Genomic DNA, 20,692 nt, shown 5'->3' on the forward strand with positions numbered 1-20,692 from the left:
TCTTTCAGCTGCATGATTTTAATTAAATTAAACAACAATGCTTGACACTGTAATATAATGAATTAACATATAACATCCTTTAACCCAAATTCAAAAAAAGCGAGAGACACATGAAAACATCAGCTTTATTGGCAGCTTTGTTGGCTGCTCTGTCCCTGTCAGCATGCGGCGGCGGTTCAGGCTCATCTTCTTCTGCCGTTTGTGACGAGTACGAAAAAGCATTTGCCGAAGCAACTAAAGACGTAGATGCCGCAACCAAAGACATGATGCAAAAATCTTTCGAACAAACCAAAGAGGCGTTGAAAAACCTGCCTGCAGACCAACGTGATGCAACTTGTAAAACTTCTTTGGACGCTTTGAAAGGCGTTCCTGCTGCAGAAACTCCTGAAGAAAAAGCCGAAGAAGCCAAAGATGCCGCTGAAGAGGCTAAAGAAGAAGCAAAAGACGCAGCGGAAGATGCCAAAGAAGCTGCTGAAGACGCTAAAGAAGAAGCTAAATAATACGGCTAAGCTTTACAGAAAAACGGATTCCAATGATTTGGAATCCGTTTTTTGTTTTGTGAGTTAGGAGAGTTATTTTAGATGAAATATTTTCAATTTTCAGACGGCCATTTTTCATGCCGTCTGAAAGCGTTAGTTTTAACTAAGTTTAATTTACAACAGAAAGCCATCAATCAAACAACCGCGTGCGTGCGTACCGCACACACCCTACGCGCTGGTTTTGAAGTTCCGTGTAATTCACAGGTAGGGTGTGTGGTGCAGCCACGCACGCGGTCGGTTGAGTATGCAGGCTACGGCTTGCTTATATAATTATTCATTTGAATTTGTAATTTCAAATCCTGAAAAAATATTTAGGAAGTTTTTAGGTCTAAAACGAATCTGACCTCCCCTTCCTTGTGGCCACATCTTTCGAATTTCAGGAGAAACACCAATTTTATTACGGCCAGATGATAATTTTGTTGCATCATATACGCAACTACCAAACGCTTTTACATGTTTCTTATTATCTAAACCAATTGCATGTATGATAGTATGACTTTTTGCTAATCCAACACCTATATGAATTTCTTTAGGTAACCCGTATCTGTTAGATATTGAATTATTTACTAATTCTCTGACATCAAAGATAATCCTTTGAGCTGTTCTATTAACTTTATAAATATCCTCATCTTCTCCTGTCAACTGAAAGAAACCTAAAACCCCATCTCCTAGATATTCTGTGACTTCCCCATTTTCAAAGTTTATAGTTTTTTCTATAGCTGGTAATAAGGCTGATGTTTCTAGAAAAATTCTGCGCAAAGGACTAAAAGGTTGTCCTTGTACATTAATTTGGGTTTTTGCATGTTTAGTTGAGTCTCGCATGTCAGCAACTAGTGCAATTAATTCTTCATTTCTACTTTTGTATTCAGGAATTTTAGGGACCCCCGGTAACCTAGTATCAAGGGGTTCTGCACTATCACAAACTATACTTTCAGACTTATTAAGGCTTTCAAAAGCAAGCTCACGCCTTTTAGATTCTTCATTTTCCAAATTTGATCCACTTTCTTTCCAAAATTGATCAGCAATATCTAATTGTTTATTAATTAAATCTTGTATCATTTCTCTCTGAAAATCATTCATATAGCTAGTCATTTTCATCCCTTAAATCGAAAATATAATGGCAAGGAGACATAATAAGCAAAATAATGAAATAGCCCATAAGGCTATTTTAATAGCAGATATTTTAATTTTTAATATATCGTATAAGTTATTTAATTCAATTTCTAATTGTTGAACATTATGATCTTTCGTTTCTTTCTCTGCAAGAGTAGGATGCTTTTTCTTAAATCTTGGATACAGAGCAAAAAATAATGAGCCAATAGATAAAAACCAAGATAATCCAATGATAAATATTAGTATTTTTCCGAAGCAAGAATGTTGTAATATTTTAGTGATTAGCTCAGCAGAGTTTGTTGCTTGGCTAATTGGCAGAAAGCAAATCACACATAGAATACCAATTTTAGCATCTTGAGCTTTAATGCTATCTTGAATATCAGAAATTTCATCTCTATAAAAATCATTATCAAAAGACATTGCTATTTTCCTTTATAAAACTGTCTTCAAATACTTTCCAGTATAACTTCCCTTAACCCTCGCCACTTCCTCAGGGCTACCTGAAGCGATAATTTTACCACCACCATCGCCGCCTTCCGGCCCCAAATCCACAATCCAATCCGCTGTTTTAATCACATCCAGATTATGCTCGATAATCACTATCGAGTTGCCTTTGCCTTTCAGACGACCTATGACTTCCAGCAATAGGGCGATGTCGGCGAAGTGCAGGCCGGTGGTGGGTTCGTCGAGGATGTAGAGCGTTCTGCCGGTGTCGCGTTTGGAGAGTTCCAAGGCGAGTTTGACGCGTTGGGCTTCGCCGCCGGAGAGGGTCGTGGCGGATTGGCCGAGGCGGATGTAACCGAGGCCTACGTCCATCAGAGTTTGCAGTTTGCGCGATACGGTGGGAACGGCGTCGAAAAATTCGCGGGCTTCTTCAACGGTCATGTCGAGGACTTGGCTGATGTTTTTGCCTTTGTATTGGATTTCGAGCGTTTCGCGGTTGTAGCGTTTGCCGTGGCAGACTTCGCAGGGGACGTACACGTCGGGCAGGAAGTGCATTTCGACTTTGATGACGCCGTCGCCTTGGCAGGCTTCGCAGCGGCCGCCTTTGACGTTGAAGGAGAATCTGCCGACGTTGTAGCCGCGTTCGCGCGAGAGAGGTACACCGGCGAAGAGTTCGCGGATGGGGGTGAACAGGCCGGTGTAGGTGGCGGGGTTGGAACGCGGGGTGCGGCCGATGGGGGATTGGTCGACGTTGATGACTTTGTCGAGGTGTTCGAGGCCATGGATGTCGTCGTATGGGGCGGGTTCTTCTTGGGCGCGGTTGAGTTCGCGGGCGGTGATTTTGGCGAGGGTGTCGTTAATCAGGGTGGATTTGCCGCTGCCGGATACGCCGGTGATGCAGGTAATCAAACCGAGCGGCAGTTCGAGGGTAACGTTTTTGAGGTTGTTGCCGCGCGCGCCCTTGAGGACGAGCATTCGGTCGGGATTGACGGGCGTGCGTTCAGACGGCACGGCAATGGATTTTTTACCGCTGAGGTATTGTCCGGTAATGGATTGCTCGCATTTGGCGACGTTTTCGGGGGTATCGGCAATCAGTACGTTGCCGCCGTGTTCGCCTGCGCCGGGACCCATATCGACGACAAAATCGGCTTCGCGGATGGCGTCTTCGTCGTGTTCGACCACAATAACGCTGTTGCCCAAATCGCGCAGGCGTTTGAGTGTGGCGAGCAGGCGGTCGTTGTCGCGCTGGTGCAGGCCGATGGAGGGTTCGTCCAAAACGTACATTACGCCGGTCAGTCCGCTGCCGATTTGACTGGCGAGGCGGATGCGCTGGGCTTCGCCACCGGAAAGGGTTTCGGCGGAGCGGGAGAGATTCAGGTAATCCAGTCCGACGTTGATCAGGAAGCCGAGCCGCTCGGTGATTTCTTTGAGGATTTTTTCGGCGATTTGTTTTTTGTTGCCGTCCAAATCCAGCGTTTCAAAGAATTGGTGGGTTTCGGTCAGCGGCCAGGCGGAAACTTCGTGCAACGGTTCGCCGCTGACGTAAACGTAGCGCGCTTCTTTGCGCAAACGTGCGCCGCCGCAGCTCGGGCAGGCGCGGTGGTTTTGGTATTCGCGCAGTTTTTCGCGCACGGTTTCGCTGTCGGTTTCGCGGTAGCGGCGTTCGAGATTGGGAATGATGCCTTCGAAGGCGTGGCTGCGGTTGAAGGTGGTGCCGCGTTCGGACAGGTAGGTGAAGTCGATGACTTCTTTACCCGAACCGTGCAAGACAACTTTTCTGACTTTTTCCGGTAGGGTTTCCCAAGCGGCGTTGACATCAAATTTATAATGATGCGCCAGCGATTGAATCATTTGGAAATAGAATTGGTTGCGTTTGTCCCAGCCGTCAATCGCGCCTGCGGCTAAGGATAATTCGGGATGGGCGACCACTTTTTCGGAGTCGAAAAAGTTGGTGTTGCCCAAGCCGTCGCAAGTCGGGCAGGAACCCATCGGGTTGTTGAAGGAAAACAGGCGCGGCTCTAATTCGGGTAGGCTGTATGAGCATACGGGACAGGCAAAACGCGCGGAGAACCAATGTTCTTCGCCGCTTTCCATCTCCATTGCCAGCGCGCGCTCGTTGCCGTGGCGTAATGCAGTTTCAAAACTTTCCGCCAGCCGCTGCTTGATGTCCGCCTTCACTTTCACGCGGTCGATGACCACGTCGATATTGTGTTTGATGTTTTTTTCCAGCTTCGGTACTTCGTCAAGCTGATAGACCTCGTCGTCCACGCGTACACGCGCAAAGCCCTGAGCCTGCAAGTCGGCAAAGAAATCGACAAACTCGCCCTTACGCTCGCGCACCGCCGGCGCAAGAATCATTACGCGTGTGTCTTCCGGCAGTTTCAACACGGCATCGACCATCTGCGACACGGTCTGGCTGGATAGCGGCAAGTTGTGTTCGGGGCAATACGGCGTGCCGACGCGGGCGTATAAAAGGCGCAGGTAGTCGTGGATTTCTGTTACCGTGCCGACGGTGGAACGCGGGTTGTGGCTGGTGGATTTTTGCTCGATGGAAATTGCGGGCGAGAGGCCTTCGATCAAATCGACATCGGGTTTGTCCATCATCTGCAAAAATTGACGAGCATAGGCGGAAAGGCTTTCAACATAACGGCGTTGGCCTTCGGCATATAAAGTATCAAACGCCAGCGACGATTTGCCGCTGCCTGACAATCCTGTTACCACCACGAGCTTGTGGCGCGGAATGTCCAAATCGACATTTTTCAAATTATGTGTACGCGCGCCGCGGATGCGGATGGTGTCATTATCGTGTGAATGTTTGGGATGATGGTTGCACATATTGTCAGGCCGTCTGAAAAATAAAATAAACGGCTATTGTAGCACTTTTCAAATGACAGACTGGATAGATAAAGCATTTGATATAAAAGAAACAAAGAGGCCGTCTGAAAATATGTTTTCAGACGGCCTTGATATAGATGAATCAGCTTATTAGTCGATTTTGCGGAGAATTTCGCGCAGGGCTTTTTGCCAGTCGGACGGTTTGATACCAAATTCGGTCTCTAGGCGTGAGCAATCCATGATGCTGTATGCCGGACGTGGTGCGGGCAGGGGGTATTGATCAGTGGTAATTGCGTTCAGTTCCGGAATGCGGAAGTTGTCGTCTAATTGGTGGGCCGTCTGAAAGATGGCTTTGGTAAATTCGTACCATGTTGCCGATTTATTGCCACAGTAATGGAAGATGCCGCGTGGAGAGGTGGGTTGTTGTAATAATTCGATAATGGCGCGTGCCAAGTCGCCTGCATAAGTCGGACAGCCGGTTTGGTCGTGAACGACAGAGAGGGAATCGCGTTCTTTGGCAAGGCGCAGCATGGTTTTGACGAAATTGCTGCCGTATTCGCTAAACAGCCATGAAGTACGGACAATAGTGCTTTCAGGATGCGCGGCTAAAGCCAAAAGCTCGCCTGCTACTTTGGATTGACCGTAAGTGCTGCGTGGATTGGTGTAGTCGGTTTCGCGGTAAGGGCGTTTGCCTTCGCCGTCGAATACATAATCAGTGGAAATATGGATAAAGCGGGCGTGTGCGGCGCGGGCGGCTGCGGCCAGGTTGTGAACAGCGGTTGCGTTGACGGCAAAAGCAGCTTCAGCGTTTTCTTCTGCTTTATCGACGGCAGTGTAAGCTGCGGCATTAACGATGGCATCTGGTTGGAAGTTTTTGATCATGTGATGCACGGCTTCGGTATCGGTAATGTCCAGCGAAGTCGAATCGGTAGCAATCAGTTCCCAATCTTCGGGCAGGCGGTCGCGCAGACAACGGGCAAGCTGGCCTTTGGCTCCGGTCAATAAAGTACGCATGGTTGAGTATCTCCTCTGATAGCTGTTAAATAGGTGTTCGTGTCATTATAGTGTAAATACGACAAATTCACATTATTGGCGTAGAACAAAATGCGGATGTAGCTGTATTTGGGTAAATTGTCGATATTATCTATCCATAATAATAACTACTTATCGGTATTATGTTTGTTTACTATAACTATAGTTAAAATTCAGCTTTTAACAAGATAGATAAAGGATCTATGCTGTTTGAGAGAGTGTGAATCAATGTTAATGTTTTTATTGTTGCTAGGAGAATGGAATTTAAAAATAGGCCAAACTCCGTCCTTTTATCGGCAAATTCTACCGTTTGATATTTTTGAGTAAATATTTTGCAAAATATTACTAAAATAATAATTGGGCAAGGGCGGATTTGCTCGTTCCGTCAACCCAATATTTTATTAACTTTTGGGAGTAATTATTATGGCATACTGTTACGGGGGGTATTATACTAGACCCCTGGTTAGTTCTTACTGCGCACCCGCGCCTAAGGCTTCCTACTCTTCTTACTACTGCGCTCCTGCAGCAAAATCTTCTGTTTCTATCGGCAGCATCGCTAGCATTGCCAGCGTCGGCGTGTCAGTAGTTAACGCGGTAACCGGTCTGGTTTCTGCTATTGCGGCTTTCTGCCCACCGGCAAAAACTCCTAACTACAAATGTGTTCCGGTTTGCCCACCTTACAACTGCGATCCAATCAAACCGATCCCATGTCCAAAACCACAACCTAAACCTCAGCCTAAGCCTCAACCAAAACCTGAGCCTAAGCCTGAGCCACAGCCAGAACCGCAACCAGAACCAAAACCACAACCAAAACCTGAGCCTAAGCCAGAACCAAAACCTGAGCCTAAACCAGAACCTAAGCCAGAGCCAAAACCTGAGCCTAAGCCAGAACCAAAACCTGAGCCTAAGCCAGAGCCAGACTGCAAAGACTGTGTTGACGACCATAACCAAAACAACTCATACGGTCACGAAGACAAAAACCCAGGTAATGTCATCCGAGCTGAAGACTGCAAAGACGGCAACGTTATCCGCGGTACTGATGCTAAAGATACCATTTACGGTACTGCTTGCGAAGACATCATCTACGGTGGCAACGGCACAGACGTAATCTACGCCGGTGCTGGTAACGACACCATTTACGGTGATGCCGACGGTGACTCTCTGTACGGTGAAGAAGGTAAAGACTACCTGCAAGGCGGTGCCGGTAACGACTACCTGAACGGTGGTTCCGGCGCGGACATCATGCGCGGTGGCGACGGTAACGACGTTTACTTCGTTGACAACGTTAACGACCAAGTTATCGAGTACGGCAATGCACACGCCGGTATCGATACTGTCCGTACCGTTATTGACTACACCTTGACCGATCACGTTGAAAACCTGATTTTGCAAGGTATGCAAAACCTGAACGGTACCGGTAACTCTTTGAACAACAACATCGAAGGCAACGGCGGCGACAACCATCTGTACGGTTTGGCTGGCGACGACTGCCTGGTGGGTAAAGACGGTAACGACTACCTCGACGGCGGCGTCGGCAACGACATCCTGATCGGCGGTACCGGTAACGATACTTACTTCTTCGACAAAGGTTACGGTCACGACACTATCCGTGAAGAAAGCGGTAATGACACCTTGTTGTTCGGTAAAGGCGTTGCAGCTTCTGACGTATTGCTGAGCAAATCAGGTGCTAACTTGACTGTTTCTGTTGGTACTAACGACAGCATCACCATCGATGACTGGTTTACCGGTAACGATCACAAAGTTGAAAACTTCAAGTTTGCTGACGGTAGCACTTACCAAGTAACCGGCCACGGCGACTACTACTCTCTGTCTGCTGTGAACCAAATCCAAGATCAGACTCAGGCTCCTGCCATCTGATAGGATGATGGTTTTTAGGGTTTGTCCCTAAAATCAAAGGCTAAGGCCGTCTGAAACCGAGCTATAAGGTTTCAGACGGCCTTTATTTTGTAAACAATCTGACGAAAGATGCTAAATTGGGCTAAAATACCAAATTCTTCTGTTTACCAAAGAGATACCTGAAATGTCTGAAATCAGCTTGAAAAAAATCTACTCCGGCAAAGTCCGCGATTTGTACGAAATTGACGATAAACGTATGTTGATGGTTGCTTCCGACCGTCTGTCTGCATTCGATGTGATTTTGGATGATCCGATTCCGGGTAAAGGGGAGATTCTGACGCAGATTTCCAATTTTTGGTTTAAAAAACTGGCTCATATCATGCCTAACCATTTTACCGGCCAAACGGTTTACGATGTTTTGCCTGAAAACGAAGCCAAAGCTTTGGAGAAACGCGCCGTCGTGGCTAAAAAACTCACTCCGGTGAAAGTGGAGGCCATTGTGCGCGGTTATCTGGCAGGTAGCGGTTGGAAAGATTATCAAAAAACCGGTTCTGTCTGCGGTATTCAACTGCCTGAAGGTATGCAGGAAGCGCAGCAGTTGCCCGAAGTAATTTTTACGCCGTCAACCAAAGCCGCAGTCGGCGATCATGATGAAAACATCAGCTTTGAAGAATGCGAACGCATTATCGGCAAAGAATTGGCGGCGGAAGTACGTGCCAAAGCGATTCAGCTTTATACGGAAGCGGCCGAATATGCCAAATCCCGCGGTATCATTATTTGCGACACTAAATTTGAATTTGGTTTGGATGAAGAAGGTACGTTGACTTTGATGGACGAAGTGTTGACGCCTGATTCCAGCCGTTTTTGGCCTGCCGATCAATACAAAGTCGGCACCAATCCGCCGTCTTTTGACAAACAGTTTGTCCGCGACTGGCTGGAGCAAAGCGGTTGGAACAAAAAAGCGCCTGCGCCTAAAGTGCCTGCCGATGTAATTCAGAAAACAGTCGAAAAATATCAGGAAGCATTGACTTTGCTGACTCAGGATTGATTTTTAAGTTTGAAGGCCGTCTGAAAAGGATATGTTTCAGACGGCCTTTTTATTGTATCAATACTGGATTTTAAGGATAGTTGCCTTTATAATTGAAAGTTGTTTTCAGCGTCCGAAAAGGCCGTCTGAAAGCTTGTTTATAACCTGCCGCACGGTCTGAAACCCTAACTATGCACATTCGGATTTTAGTGTGCATTATTAGTGTTTTAGCAGTGCGGTATTTTGAAAGGAACAATGATGTTCAATAAACACGTTAAGACCTTCCAATACGGTAATCAAACCGTTACTTTGGAAACCGGCGAAATCGCTCGCCAAGCCGCTGCTGCCGTTAAAGTATCTATGGGCGACACTGTTGTTTTGGTTGCCGTTACTACCAACAAAGAAGTGAAAGAAGGCCAAGACTTCTTCCCTCTGACTGTCGATTACCTCGAGCGTACTTACGCAGCAGGTAAAATCCCCGGCGGTTTCTTCAAACGCGAAGGCAAACAAAGCGAAAAAGAAATCCTGACCAGCCGTCTGATCGACCGTCCGATTCGTCCTCTGTTCCCTGAAGGTTTCTACCACGACATCCAAATCGTAGCGATGGTGGTGTCTGTTGACCCTGAAATCGATTCTGACATTCCTGCAATGCTGGGTGCATCTGCCGCGCTGGTGTTGAGCGGTGTACCGTTTGCCGGTCCGATTGGTGCGGCACGCGTGGGTTATGTAAACGGCGTGTACGTTCTGAACCCGACTAAAGCCGAATTGGCTAAATCACAATTGGACTTGGTTGTTGCCGGTACTTCTAAAGCCGTGTTGATGGTGGAATCCGAAGCCGACATCTTGTCTGAAGAAGTGATGCTGGGTGCGGTTGTTTACGGTCACGATCAAATGCAAGTGGCCATTAACGCCATCAATGAGTTTGCCGACGAAGTTAACCCGGAAGTTTGGGATTGGAAAGCACCTGAAACCAATGAAGAATTGGTTGCAAAAGTACGCGAAATTGCCGGCGAAACCATTAAAGAAGCGTTCAAAATCCGTCAAAAACAAGCGCGTTCTGCCAAATTGGACGAAGCTTGGAATGCCGTGAAAGAAGCGTTGATTACCGAAGAAACCGACACTTTGGCAGCCAACGAAATCAAAGGTATTTTCAAACATTTGGAAGCCGATGTTGTCCGCAGCCAAATTTTGGACGGACAACCGCGCATCGACGGTCGCGACACCCGCACTGTTCGTCCGCTGAACATTCAAACCGGCGTATTGCCGCGCACTCACGGTTCTGCACTGTTTACCCGTGGCGAAACCCAAGCTTTGGCGGTTGCAACTTTGGGTACTTCACGCGACGAGCAAATCATTGATGCGCTGTCCGGCGAATATACCGACCGCTTCATGCTGCACTACAACTTCCCTCCATACTCTACCGGTGAAGTGGGTCGCGTAGGCGCGCCAAAGCGTCGTGAAATCGGTCACGGCCGCTTGGCTAAACGTGCGTTGTTGGCCGTATTGCCAGAACCTGAAGATTTCAGCTACACCATGCGCGTGGTTTCTGAAATTACCGAATCCAACGGCTCTTCCTCTATGGCTTCCGTCTGCGGCGGCTGCTTGAGCCTGTTGTCTGCCGGTGTGCCTTTGAAAGCACACGTTGCCGGTATCGCTATGGGCCTGATTTTGGACAACAACAAATTTGCCGTCCTGACCGACATCTTGGGTGATGAAGACCATTTGGGCGATATGGACTTTAAAGTAGCCGGTACAACAGAAGGTGTGACCGCGCTGCAAATGGACATCAAAATCCAAGGTATTACCAAAGAAATCATGCAAATCGCTTTGGCTCAAGCCAAAGAAGCACGTTTGCACATCTTGGATCAGATGAAAGCCGCCGTTGCAGGCCCGCAAGAACTGTCTGCACACGCGCCACGTTTGTTCACCATGAAAATCAACCAAGACAAAATCCGTGATGTGATTGGTAAAGGCGGTGAAACTATTCGTTCGATTACTGCTGAAACCGGTACTGAAATCAACATCGCTGAAGACGGTACCATCACTATCGCTGCGACTACTCAAGAAGCAGGCGATGCAGCGAAAAAACGTATCGAAGAAATCACTGCCGAAGTGGAAGTGGGCAAAGTGTACGAAGGTACTGTGGTTAAAATCCTCGACAACAACGTTGGTGCGATTGTCAGCGTGATGCCGGGCAAAGACGGTTTGGTACACATCAGCCAAATCGCCCACGAGCGCGTACGCAATGTCAGCGACTATCTGCAAGTAGGTCAGGTTGTGAACGTGAAAGCATTGGAAGTAGACGATCGCGGCCGCGTACGCCTGTCTATCAAAGCTTTGCTGGAAGCACCTGCTCGCGAAGAGAAAGCAGCCGAATAATCTGATTATTCAGGCTTAAAACAAAAGGCCGTCTGAAATTTTCAGACGGCCTTTTGTTTATTTAAAAGATGAGTTTAAAAAACGGGTTTCGCCTTTACTTTGATTGAACGGATTACTACAATGCTTGCAATCTAATAAATATTTTAATCTCTCAAGGAGTATGCAATGAATGCTACACAATTAATCAGCCGGCTGACGCAAACCGTCGGTGAAAAATACATCATCACAGACCCGGCGAAAACCGAACAATACCGTCAAGGCTATCGTTTTGGCGAAGGCAAGGCGCTGGCAGTTGTCCGCCCGGGTACGGTGTTGGAAATGTGGCAAATCTTGCAGGCATGTGTTGAGGCTGATGTTATCGTGATTACGCAGGCTGCCAATACCGGCCTGACTGGCGGCTCGACTCCTGACGGCAATGATTACGACCGAGATATTGTGATTGTGAATACCATGCGTCTGAACATCATTCAGCCGATTAACAATAACGAACAGGTTGTCTGCCTGCCCGGTTCTACCTTGAATCAATTGGAGCTGCTGCTGAAACCTTTAGGCCGTGAGCCGCACTCTGTAATTGGTTCGTCCTGTATCGGCGCATCTGTATTGGGTGGCGTATGTAATAACTCCGGCGGTGCATTGGTACAGCGTGGTCCGGCTTATACGGAAATGGCCCTGTTTGCACAAATCAACGAAGAGGGTAAGCTGGAGCTGGTCAACCATTTGGGCATTGATTTGGGCGAAACCCCTGAAGAAATTCTGACCAATCTGCAAGGTTTCCATTATCAGAAAAAAGACATTGTTCAAAATGCAGGCAAAGGGCATGACCATGCTTATTGCGATCATGTCCGCCAAGTGAATGAACCGACTGCCGCCCGTTTTAATGCCGACCCTGCGCGTCACTACGAAGCATCAGGTTGCGCGGGCAAGCTGATGGTGTTTGCCGTACGCTTGGATACGTTCCCACAAGAAAAACAGACTGCCGTTTTCTATATCGGTACAAATGATATTAATGAGCTGACCGATATTCGTCGTGCTGCTTTGAGCGAGTTTAAAAACCTGCCTATTTCTGGTGAGTATATCCATCGTCATGCTTTTGATATTGCTGCCGTTTATGGTAAAGATACTTTTTATATCATTAAGACGTTCGGTACCCACCAACTTCCGAAACTGTTTGATCTGAAGGCCCGTGTGGATAGATTCAGCAAAAAGATAAGTTTCTTACCAAAACACTTCTCTGATAAATTCATGCAACTGATCAGTAAGATTTTGCCCGATCACTTGCCGAAATCTATGCGCAACTATCGGGATAAATATGAACATCACCTGATTTTAAAAATGGGTGGCGAGGGGGTAGAAGAAGCGCGTGCTTTCTTGAAGGAATATTTTGCAACCCATGGCGGCGCATTCTTTGAATGTAATGCCGAAGAAACGCAGGCGGCTATGCTGCATCGCTTTGCTGTGGCTTCTGCCGCGATCCGTTACCGTTCTGTACATGATGATGAAGTAGAGGATTTGGTTGCACTCGATATCGCCTTGCGTCGTGATGATCGTGATTGGTTTGAAACACTGCCGCCCGAAATCGACAATAAAATCATCCATAAATTGTATTACGGACATTTTATGTGTCATGTGTTCCATCAGGACTACATCATTAAAAAAGGCAACGACTGTATGGCTTTGGAACATGAAATGCTCCATCTGCTTGACCAACGCGGTGCGCAATATCCTGCCGAGCATAATGTCGGTCATCTGTATGAAGCCAAGCCCGAGCTGAAACAGTTCTATAAAAAACTCGACCCAACCAACAGCTTCAACCCCGGTATCGGTAAAACCAGTAAGAAGAAAAACTGGGCAGAATAAAGCGTAGTTAAAATAAAGGCCGTCTGAATATTTCAGACGGCCTTTTTATATGTTTGCTTATCAGAACAGATTACTGATGAAAATCAGCAGAATCACCAACGGCACGAGGTATTTCACATAGGCAAACCAGATATTGACCGTAGTATGGTTGCCTTTGTAGAGCAATTCGTCCTTCGCTTCATCTTTCATCACGAAACCGACGAACAAGGCAGAGCCGAGCGCGGTCAGCATAAACAGGATGTTGCCGCTGATATAGTCAAAAGCATCGAAAATGTTTTTACCAAACACGGAAATATCTTTCCATGGGCCGTAGCTCAAGATGGAAGGGATATTGCCGAAGATAAAAATACCTGTCAGTACGATGGTAATAGCCGCTGCGCGGCGGATTTTGGTTTTCTCCTGAATGGTCGTAATCAACACTTCATAAATGGTCAGAGAAGTGGTCAGCGCGGCAATCAGAAGCAGTGAGAAGAAAATCACTGCAAATACAGGGCCTGCCCACATATTGGAGAACACGATCGGCAGGCTTTGGAACACCAGCGTCGGGCCGGAGTTAGGGGCAACGCCAAAGCTGAAGAGGGATGGGAAAATCATAAAGCCAGCCAACACGGCAATCAAAGTATTGGTAATCGCGGTAATTACGGCCGTCTGAACCAGATTTTCGTTTTTATCCAGATAGCTGGATAACGTAATCATCACTCCGAAACCCAAGCTCAGTGCGAAGAATACTTGCCCCAAAACGAAGACGAAAAGTTCGGCGGTAATTTTGCTGAAATCAGGCTTCAGATAGAAAGTAATCCCTTCCATCGCACCCGGCAGGGTAACGTTGCGCACGACCATGGCAATCAGGAATAAAAACAGCAAAGGCATCAGGTATTTTGCCGCTTTTTCAATACCGCCAATGACGCCTTTGACCAAAATCCATTGGTTCACAACCACAAATAGGAAGGTATAAAACGCAATTTCCCAAGGGCTGTTTTCGATGTGTTCGGTAAAGAAGCTTTTCGTTATTTCGCCGCTGACAGGGCTGGAAATGTCCAAATTGCCACCGATGATGTTGACGATGTAGCTGATGACCCAGCCGCCGAGCACCATGTAATAGGCCATGATGCCGAATGCGCCGAGCAGGCCCATCCAACCGACCGCTTTCCAAACTTTGGCAACAGGTTTGCCGTTCATCGAGCCGCCAAACGCATCCAGCGCGTTCACGCCTTTACGGCGGCCGATGACGTTTTCCACCAAAATCATCGGAATACCGATGACCAACATGGCGATACAGAACAAAAACACATATGCGCCGCCGCCGTTTTCACCGACTAAATACGGGAAACGCCACGTTGCGCCGAAACCGACAGTCGCGCCGGCAACGGTAAGGATGTAAGTCAAACGGTTGGACCAAGTTTGACGGGGTTGATTGGAAGACATAAAAACTCAGATACATGAAAATAAAGACAACATTTTACCGCAAAGATTTAACGAATCTTGACTAAAGTCTGAAAAGAAAATTAGTTAAAAAAACCATGTAATGAAGAATTTTTAGTGGGTTTCTCTGGTTTGCTTGGTATTGAAACCTGCAAACAGAGAATTTGTCTGAAGCGATACGAATGATTGAAAGAGCCGTAACGATAAAGGCCGTCTGAAAAGTGGGATATGGGAAAGGGTTGTTGTGAGGGGATTGGATAGCACTAAGGTGTGCTTTCAAATATGTCGGCAACAAAGATGGTCTTTCTCTAAGGCTGTCTAATAATATCCTGTAACCCTAGCTTGGATAGCCGATAGATTTTCTTTCTATAAAACGATTTGTCTGAAATTGGAACGGCACAGATTGATGCGGAAGAGACGAGAAAGAGAAAAGGAGTAATGGCAAGTTAATGAGTGGAGATGGGTTTGGCAATGATGGCTTCTTTAGATGAGAAAGGCCGTCTAAAAGCATGCCCGCTTGATTGTCAAATTTTAGATAAAAAAAACCATCTATACTAAGGGGAAAGTATAGATGGCCAAACACATTACGGGGAAAACGTCTTACTCACTTACTCACTTCTCTCGAAGCAAGTGTTACTCAGACAGGCGAATTATACAATAGTTCAGTCCTTCTAGTGTTAAATTCTGTTAAATAAAAATAATAAGGTTTAGGTGTTTGATTTTAAAGAAATTAAAAATCCATTTTGTTTAAAAAAATATCTCAAAATTTTGGAATTTTTTTAGATTTGGATGAATTTCCATTCTCCGGCGGCCAAATCGTCGATATTCCAGTCGCCGAATTGTTCACGGTGGAGCTGCTCGACACGGTTGCCTGCGGCTGCGACCATGCGCTTGACCTGATGATATTTGCCCTCGGTAATGGTCATCATCAATGTGTTTGGGTCGGCCAACACTGCTTCGGCGGCAGCGACGGTTTCATTATCGTCATGCAGGAGGACTCCGTTTTTCAACGTAGCGCAAAGGGTATCGTCGGCAGGATGCTTCAAGGTAACGCGGTAGAGCTTCGGAACTTTGTGTTTGGGCGAAGTAACGCGGTGGTTAAATTGCCCGTCGTTGGTAATTAGAATAATGCCGGTTGTGTCTGCATCCAAGCGGCCGACTGCCTGCATATCGATATTGCGCATGTGGTCGGGAAAAAGGCTGAAGATGCTCGGATATTGCTGGGGTTTGTGCGAAGTTTCGTAATCCGCAGGCTTATGAAGCAAAATGTAGAAATAGGGCATGGGTACGGCGGCAATCTCTTCGCCGTCAACAGACAGGGTGCGCACTTGAGACGGATCGATATCGTCTTTTGCACGATTATGAATTTCGCCGTTGATGGCGATACAGTCATTGTCTATCAGCCACTGGCATTGCTTGCGGCTGCCGAGACCCTGCGATTGGATGTATTTGAGCAGTTGCATGGTTGAAAAGTAGGAAATGTTCAGACGGCCTTTATTGTACTGGAAAACCGGTTTTAAGGCCGTCTGAAAAGCAGAGGCAAAAAAATCGCCCCTTTAAAATGTTAAGGGGCGCAAAAGGAACACAAACCACTACCAAAAACTGTTACAGGGCAAATTCTCCTATTTGATGTGTTGCCGGATAAAGTGCTTTCATCAAGTCATGTGGTGAAAGCGAGAAATCTTCGCTGTTTGTCGTCAGACGGCCTTGCTGAGGCGTGAGTTCGAGCAATCGGGCGTTTGCCGACTGGATGAACTTGTTTTTCGTGCGCTGCATTTTTCGTTGCAGGGCGGAAACAACGCGGTTGTACAGACTGTCTTTTTGCTTGACTTCACGTGTGTCGGCCACCCAGCTCAAGCGTGTATTGCCGTCTTCATCTTCAATCAGCAGGATGCCGGTTTCTGATTGGGGCGATTTGCCCATGCAAGGAAGCCAAACATAATAGCGGCCATCTAAAGTAATGAATACTGCGTCGTGTACTTCGCACTCATCGCAACATTTGGTGGCGATTAAAGAGCGGATGGCTTGTTGGTGCAGTCTCAGAATGTCAAGGGAGACTTGCTTAAAAATACTTTCGGGCATTTTCTTCTCCTTTCATTCTGTGGTGCGGTTGTTTCGTTTCGATGGGTTGTATTATACGGAGATTTTTTAAATTTGCAAATGATAATTGTTCCTATTATTTAAATAATAAGTAAGGTATTCATTATTAAAGAAATTAAATTTAAAAAATTTTATAGAAATTGGGTTTTCTACTCAAAATTGGAGTAATAGCTGGCCAATAGATGAAAAAATAATAAAGGCCGTCTGAACAAATCCAGCGTTAAAAGGGTATTTGAAAAGCAGCTAAAGTTTTGCTGACTATACATTTCAGACGGCCTTCAGTATGATTCAGGACGTTTTGATAATTGTAGAAACCACCAACCATGAGCCAACGTCAGATTATCCTCGATACGGAAACCACGGGCCTTTATCCTGAAAGCGGCGACCGTCTGGTCGAATTTGCCGGCTTGGAAATGATTAATCGCCAAATGACCGACTCCAACCTTCATTTATATGTCCACCCCGAACGCGATATGCCGGAGGAAGCGGCGAAGGTGCATGGTTTGACGATTGAAGTATTGGAAGCGAAGAATGCGCCGCCGTTTGCCCAAGTGGGTAAACAGATTGCCGACTTTATACGTGGCGCAGAGCTGATCATCCATAATGCTAAGTTTGACGTCGGCTTCCTGAATATGGAATTCCGCCGCATGGGTTTGCCTTCTATTGAGGAGCTCGGCTGTAAAGTCACCGACACGCTGGCCATGGCGCGTGAAATGTTTCCGGGGCAAAAGGCAAGCTTGGATGCCTTGTGTAACCGCTTTTCCGTTGACCGCAGCAAACGTGTCTTGCACGGCGCGTTAATCGACTGCGAGCTTTTGGGTGAAGTCTATCTTGCCATGACGCGTCAGCAGTTCGACCTGATGGGCGGCGAGGCGGAAGAAGAGGGCGAAGTCAAACCAACCGTTATTGCTGAAACTAAACGTACGTCGCAGTTGAAAGTCATCAAAGCCAATGCGGAAGAGCTGGCCGCGCATGAAAAATATTTGGACGATTTGGGCGAAGTGTGTGTATGGCGCAAGGCAGAAACGCCGAATGAGGCCGATGCCGGAGCGTCAGCATGATGCGCCGCAATATCGCTTTGATTCCTGCTGCCGGTGTCGGGGCGCGATTTGGCGCGGGAAAACCTAAACAATATGTTGAAATCAATGGTAAAACCGTATTGCAATATGCCATAGAAATTTTTGAGCAACACCCCCGCATAGATTTAATTGCCGTTATTCTTTCGCCGGAAGATTCGGTTTTTCAGACGGCCCTATCTGAGAAGGTGCGTGTCTTCCGAGTGGGCGGTGCAAGTCGTGCCGAAACGGTACGCAATGGTGTGTCCGTTTTATTGGAGCAAGGTTTGGCCGAGGCGCAAGACAATATCTTGGTTCATGATGCTGCGCGCTGTTGCCTGCCTGCCGAAGCGTTAACTCGTTTGCTTGATGAGGCAGGCGAAAATGATGAAGGCGGCATTCTGGCCATACCGGTGGCCGATACGCTCAAGCGGGCAGACGGCAGTCATCATATTGATGAAACCGTTGCACGTGCAGGATTATGGCAGGCGCAAACGCCGCAGCTTTTTCAGACGGCCTTATTAAATCGAGCCTTATCGGTTGATGATTTGAGTGAAATTACGGATGAAGCATCAGCGGTTGAAAAACTGGGTATCCGACCGCGCTTGGTGCAGGGTGATACGCGCAATTTAAAATTGACGCTGCCGCAAGACGAATACATTGTCAGATTGTTGCTCAAGGCCGTCTGAACAATTAAAACCCATTATTTAAGGAAACAATATGAATATCCGTGTCGGACAGGGCTACGATGTCCATCAGTTGGTTGAAGGGCGAGATTTGATACTCGGCGGCGTCAACATTCCGTTTGAAAAAGGCTTGCTGGGCCATTCCGATGCCGATGCGCTTTTGCATGCGATTACCGATGCCCTGTTGGGCGCGGCCGGTTTGGGCGATATCGGCAGCCATTTTCCTGATACTGCCGCCGAATTCAAAGATGCAGACAGCCGTGTGCTGTTGCGCGAGGCTTATCAAAGCGTGCAGGTATTGGGTTGGAAGGTGGTTAATGTCGATACGACTGTGATTGCGCAAAAGCCAAAACTTGCGCCGCATATTCCAGCAATGCGCGCCAATATTGCCGTAGATTTGGGTTTGCCTGAAAACTGCGTGAACATCAAGGGTAAAACCAACGAAAAACTTGGCTATCTGGGGCGTATGGAAGCCATTGAAGCGCAAGCGGCAGTATTGCTGATTAAAGCCTAAGAGCTTAAAATTACTTTATTATTCAAACTGAAGGACTGACAACATGGCAACTCAAGACGAACTCAAACGTATTGCCGCCGAAAAAGCGGTGGAATTTGTTCCTGAAAACGAATACATCGGTATCGGTACCGGCTCTACCATCAACTTCTTTATCGAAGCTTTGGGTAAAAGCGGTAAGAAAATTAAGGGTGCCGTGTCTACTTCTAAAAAATCCAGCGAGCTTTTGGCGAAATATGAAATTCCAGAAGTTTCACTGAATGAAGTGATGGGTTTGGCGGTTTATGTTGACGGCGCAGACGAAGTCAACCACGCGCTGCAAATGATTAAAGGTGGCGGCGGTGCGCATTTGAACGAAAAAATCGTGGCCAGTGCATCCGATAAATTTGTCTGTATTGCCGATGAAAGCAAATATGTTTCCCGTTTGGGTAAATTCCCGTTGCCGGTAGAAGTGGTTGAAAATGCCCGTTCGCTGGTGTCGCGCAAACTGCTTGCCATGGGCGGACAGCCTGAGTTGCGTGTCGGCTATACTACTTTCTATGGCAACCAAATCGTCGATGTTCACGGCCTCAATATCGACCAAGCCCTGAAAATGGAAGACGAAATCAACAAAATCACCGGCGTACTCGAAAACGGTATTTTTGCCCGCGATGCCGCCGATGTGTTGGTTTTGGGTACGGCAGAAGGCGCAAAAGTCATCCTGCCTTGTCAGGATTAATGAAGATTAATCAATCTTAAAGGCCGTCTGAAAGTGTATTAGGTCTTTCAGACGGCCTTCAATTTGGCAAAATATGCAAATTAGTAAAATTATAAAATGGTTGCCCGTTGTTTTATCCGTTTTGGGCGCGCTTGGTTACAGCTCACGCGATACCGAGTTGATTCGTACAGGGGTAAGCGTTGCCGCAACATTGGCACAAAGCGACAATATCGGTTTGGAAAAGGTCAATGAATGGCTGGGTGAAAATGTCGTCAAAGCCACATCTGACACCAAAGCCGAAGCTGAACCCAAACCGGAACAAAAACAAAAGTCATTGCGACAATCCTACACATACAACGGAAAAATCATCAAAATCCATGATGGCGATACCGTGCATATTATCGATAGCGACGGCCGGAAACACAAAATCCGTATGGCCTATATTGATGCACCGGAAATCAATCAGGCTTATGGTACGCAATCACGAGATAATCTGATTGATGCCGCATTGAATAAAAAAGTCAAAGTCCGTGTGTTTGAAGCTGACCGCTACCAGCGCGAAGTTGCCCAAGTATCTGTCGGCACGATTGACTTGAATTTAATGCAGATACGGGATGGCGCCGCATGGCATTATGAAAGTTATGCCAAAAAACAACAAAGTAAAACCGCTTACACTGACTATTCGGCCGCACAAAAACAAGCCAAGGAAAAACGAAAAGGCTTATGGAAAAAAGACAATCCGCAAGCACCTTGGCAATTTCGCCGTCAAAATTATGAGCAGCAGAGCGGTGATAAAAAGCAGTCTGATAAACAATGGTTCGGGATTTGGTAGGTTTTAAGAAAGAGACTGTCTGAAAACTTTCAGACGGCCTTTAATCATTAAGGTTTAGTATAAGATAAGAATGAGTGGCAGGTTTATGATTGGAGGGTAATAGAAATAAAAGTGTGGTGTAATATTTTTAAGAAGGGCGGATATGAAAAAAGACACCGTTAGCTGGTGTCTTTAGTATCTGGCAGAGAGGAAGGGATTCGAACCCTCGATACGCTATTCACGTATACACGCTTTCCAGGCGTGCGACTTAAACCACTCATCCACCTCTCTGTGGACTATTATCCTGACTTGTTATCAGAATAATGT

Annotated in this window: 18 protein-coding genes and 1 tRNA gene; 11 read left to right on the forward strand and 8 right to left on the reverse strand. The window is 46.8% G+C overall.

Translation table 11 applies throughout. From position 1 onward, the window contains the following. The first annotated feature begins 110 nt into the window (after positions 1–110). Both ACTHUM_RS01505 and ACTHUM_RS01510 read left to right on the forward strand, forming a co-directional pair. Positions 111–500 carry a DUF5339 family protein gene (locus tag ACTHUM_RS01505; protein WP_070504841.1) on the forward strand — a complete coding sequence of 130 codons (390 nt, stop codon included), beginning with the start codon at positions 111–113 and terminating at the stop codon, positions 498–500. 81 nt (positions 501–581) lie between these two features. Further along, entirely contained in the window at positions 582–809 is a 228-nt protein-coding gene (locus ACTHUM_RS01510) for a hypothetical protein (RefSeq protein WP_440360786.1), read from the forward strand. Here the strand turns inward: ACTHUM_RS01510 and ACTHUM_RS01515 are convergent, their stop codons facing one another. The 4 genes from ACTHUM_RS01515 to rfbD all read right to left on the reverse strand — a co-directional run bounded on the left by ACTHUM_RS01515 (position 810) and on the right by rfbD (position 5,945). Beyond that, entirely contained in the window at positions 810–1,631 is an 822-nt protein-coding gene (locus ACTHUM_RS01515; protein WP_314765940.1) for a hypothetical protein, read from the reverse strand. Positions 1,632–1,640: 9 nt separating this feature from the next. Next, entirely contained in the window at positions 1,641–2,072 is a 432-nt protein-coding gene (locus tag ACTHUM_RS01520; protein ID WP_314376869.1) for a hypothetical protein, read from the reverse strand. 12 nt (positions 2,073–2,084) lie between these two features. Next, complete coding sequence (uvrA, locus tag ACTHUM_RS01525) at positions 2,085–4,931, reverse strand: excinuclease ABC subunit UvrA (protein ID WP_440361171.1); 2,847 nt, start codon at positions 4,929–4,931, stop codon at positions 2,085–2,087. A 150-nt stretch (positions 4,932–5,081) separates the two neighbouring features. Beyond that, complete coding sequence (rfbD, locus tag ACTHUM_RS01530) at positions 5,082–5,945, reverse strand: dTDP-4-dehydrorhamnose reductase (RefSeq protein ID WP_314765942.1); 864 nt, start codon at positions 5,943–5,945, stop codon at positions 5,082–5,084. A gap of 441 nt (positions 5,946–6,386) precedes the next feature. Between rfbD and ACTHUM_RS01535 the strand changes: the two genes are divergently transcribed. The 4 genes from ACTHUM_RS01535 (at position 6,387) to dld (ending at position 13,083) form a co-directional block, all read left to right on the forward strand. After that, the gene (locus ACTHUM_RS01535) at positions 6,387–7,841 is read left to right on the forward strand and encodes a calcium-binding protein (protein ID WP_371440882.1); all 1,455 of its coding nucleotides are present in this window, start codon (positions 6,387–6,389) and stop codon (positions 7,839–7,841) included. 163 nt (positions 7,842–8,004) lie between these two features. Then, positions 8,005–8,868 carry a phosphoribosylaminoimidazolesuccinocarboxamide synthase gene (locus ACTHUM_RS01540; protein WP_049322835.1) on the forward strand — a complete coding sequence of 288 codons (864 nt, stop codon included), beginning with the start codon at positions 8,005–8,007 and terminating at the stop codon, positions 8,866–8,868. A 234-nt stretch (positions 8,869–9,102) separates the two neighbouring features. Then, on the forward strand, positions 9,103–11,226 hold the full coding sequence (pnp, locus tag ACTHUM_RS01545) for a polyribonucleotide nucleotidyltransferase (protein WP_107697060.1): 2,124 nt from the start codon (positions 9,103–9,105) through the stop codon (positions 11,224–11,226). A gap of 165 nt (positions 11,227–11,391) precedes the next feature. After that, entirely contained in the window at positions 11,392–13,083 is a 1,692-nt protein-coding gene (gene dld / locus ACTHUM_RS01550) for a D-lactate dehydrogenase (protein ID WP_036490674.1), read from the forward strand. Between the two features lie 60 nt (positions 13,084–13,143). Here the strand turns inward: dld and ACTHUM_RS01555 are convergent, their stop codons facing one another. The 3 genes from ACTHUM_RS01555 to ACTHUM_RS01565 all read right to left on the reverse strand — a co-directional run bounded on the left by ACTHUM_RS01555 (position 13,144) and on the right by ACTHUM_RS01565 (position 16,587). Beyond that, the gene (locus ACTHUM_RS01555; RefSeq protein ID WP_049336619.1) at positions 13,144–14,508 is read right to left on the reverse strand and encodes a sodium-dependent transporter; all 1,365 of its coding nucleotides are present in this window, start codon (positions 14,506–14,508) and stop codon (positions 13,144–13,146) included. Positions 14,509–15,284: 776 nt separating this feature from the next. Then, positions 15,285–15,968 carry a 16S rRNA pseudouridine(516) synthase gene (locus ACTHUM_RS01560; protein WP_049336621.1) on the reverse strand — a complete coding sequence of 228 codons (684 nt, stop codon included), beginning with the start codon at positions 15,966–15,968 and terminating at the stop codon, positions 15,285–15,287. Positions 15,969–16,110: 142 nt separating this feature from the next. After that, on the reverse strand, positions 16,111–16,587 hold the full coding sequence (locus tag ACTHUM_RS01565) for a hypothetical protein (protein WP_003746951.1): 477 nt from the start codon (positions 16,585–16,587) through the stop codon (positions 16,111–16,113). Between the two features lie 341 nt (positions 16,588–16,928). Between ACTHUM_RS01565 and dnaQ the strand changes: the two genes are divergently transcribed. The 5 genes from dnaQ (at position 16,929) to ACTHUM_RS01590 (ending at position 20,386) form a co-directional block, all read left to right on the forward strand. Beyond that, positions 16,929–17,666 carry a DNA polymerase III subunit epsilon gene (gene dnaQ / locus ACTHUM_RS01570; RefSeq protein WP_049336622.1) on the forward strand — a complete coding sequence of 246 codons (738 nt, stop codon included), beginning with the start codon at positions 16,929–16,931 and terminating at the stop codon, positions 17,664–17,666. Next, positions 17,663–18,349 (forward strand): 2-C-methyl-D-erythritol 4-phosphate cytidylyltransferase, encoded by a 687-nt coding sequence (gene ispD / locus ACTHUM_RS01575; protein ID WP_049336624.1) that lies wholly within the window; start codon positions 17,663–17,665, stop codon positions 18,347–18,349. The genes dnaQ and ispD overlap by 4 nt, the downstream gene beginning before the upstream one ends. Positions 18,350–18,380: 31 nt before the next feature. Then, entirely contained in the window at positions 18,381–18,860 is a 480-nt protein-coding gene (ispF, locus tag ACTHUM_RS01580) for a 2-C-methyl-D-erythritol 2,4-cyclodiphosphate synthase (protein ID WP_004519740.1), read from the forward strand. A 43-nt stretch (positions 18,861–18,903) separates the two neighbouring features. Next, positions 18,904–19,575 carry a ribose-5-phosphate isomerase RpiA gene (gene rpiA / locus ACTHUM_RS01585; protein WP_003679072.1) on the forward strand — a complete coding sequence of 224 codons (672 nt, stop codon included), beginning with the start codon at positions 18,904–18,906 and terminating at the stop codon, positions 19,573–19,575. A gap of 73 nt (positions 19,576–19,648) precedes the next feature. Next, the gene (locus ACTHUM_RS01590; protein WP_004519739.1) at positions 19,649–20,386 is read left to right on the forward strand and encodes a thermonuclease family protein; all 738 of its coding nucleotides are present in this window, start codon (positions 19,649–19,651) and stop codon (positions 20,384–20,386) included. Positions 20,387–20,565: 179 nt separating this feature from the next. On the opposite strand, the gene ACTHUM_RS01595 is transcribed toward ACTHUM_RS01590, so the two are convergent. After that, positions 20,566–20,656 (reverse strand) — tRNA-Ser (locus ACTHUM_RS01595). Positions 20,657–20,692: the final 36 nt, after the last annotated feature.

This window comes from Neisseria sp. P0021.S006, from assembly GCF_051956895.1.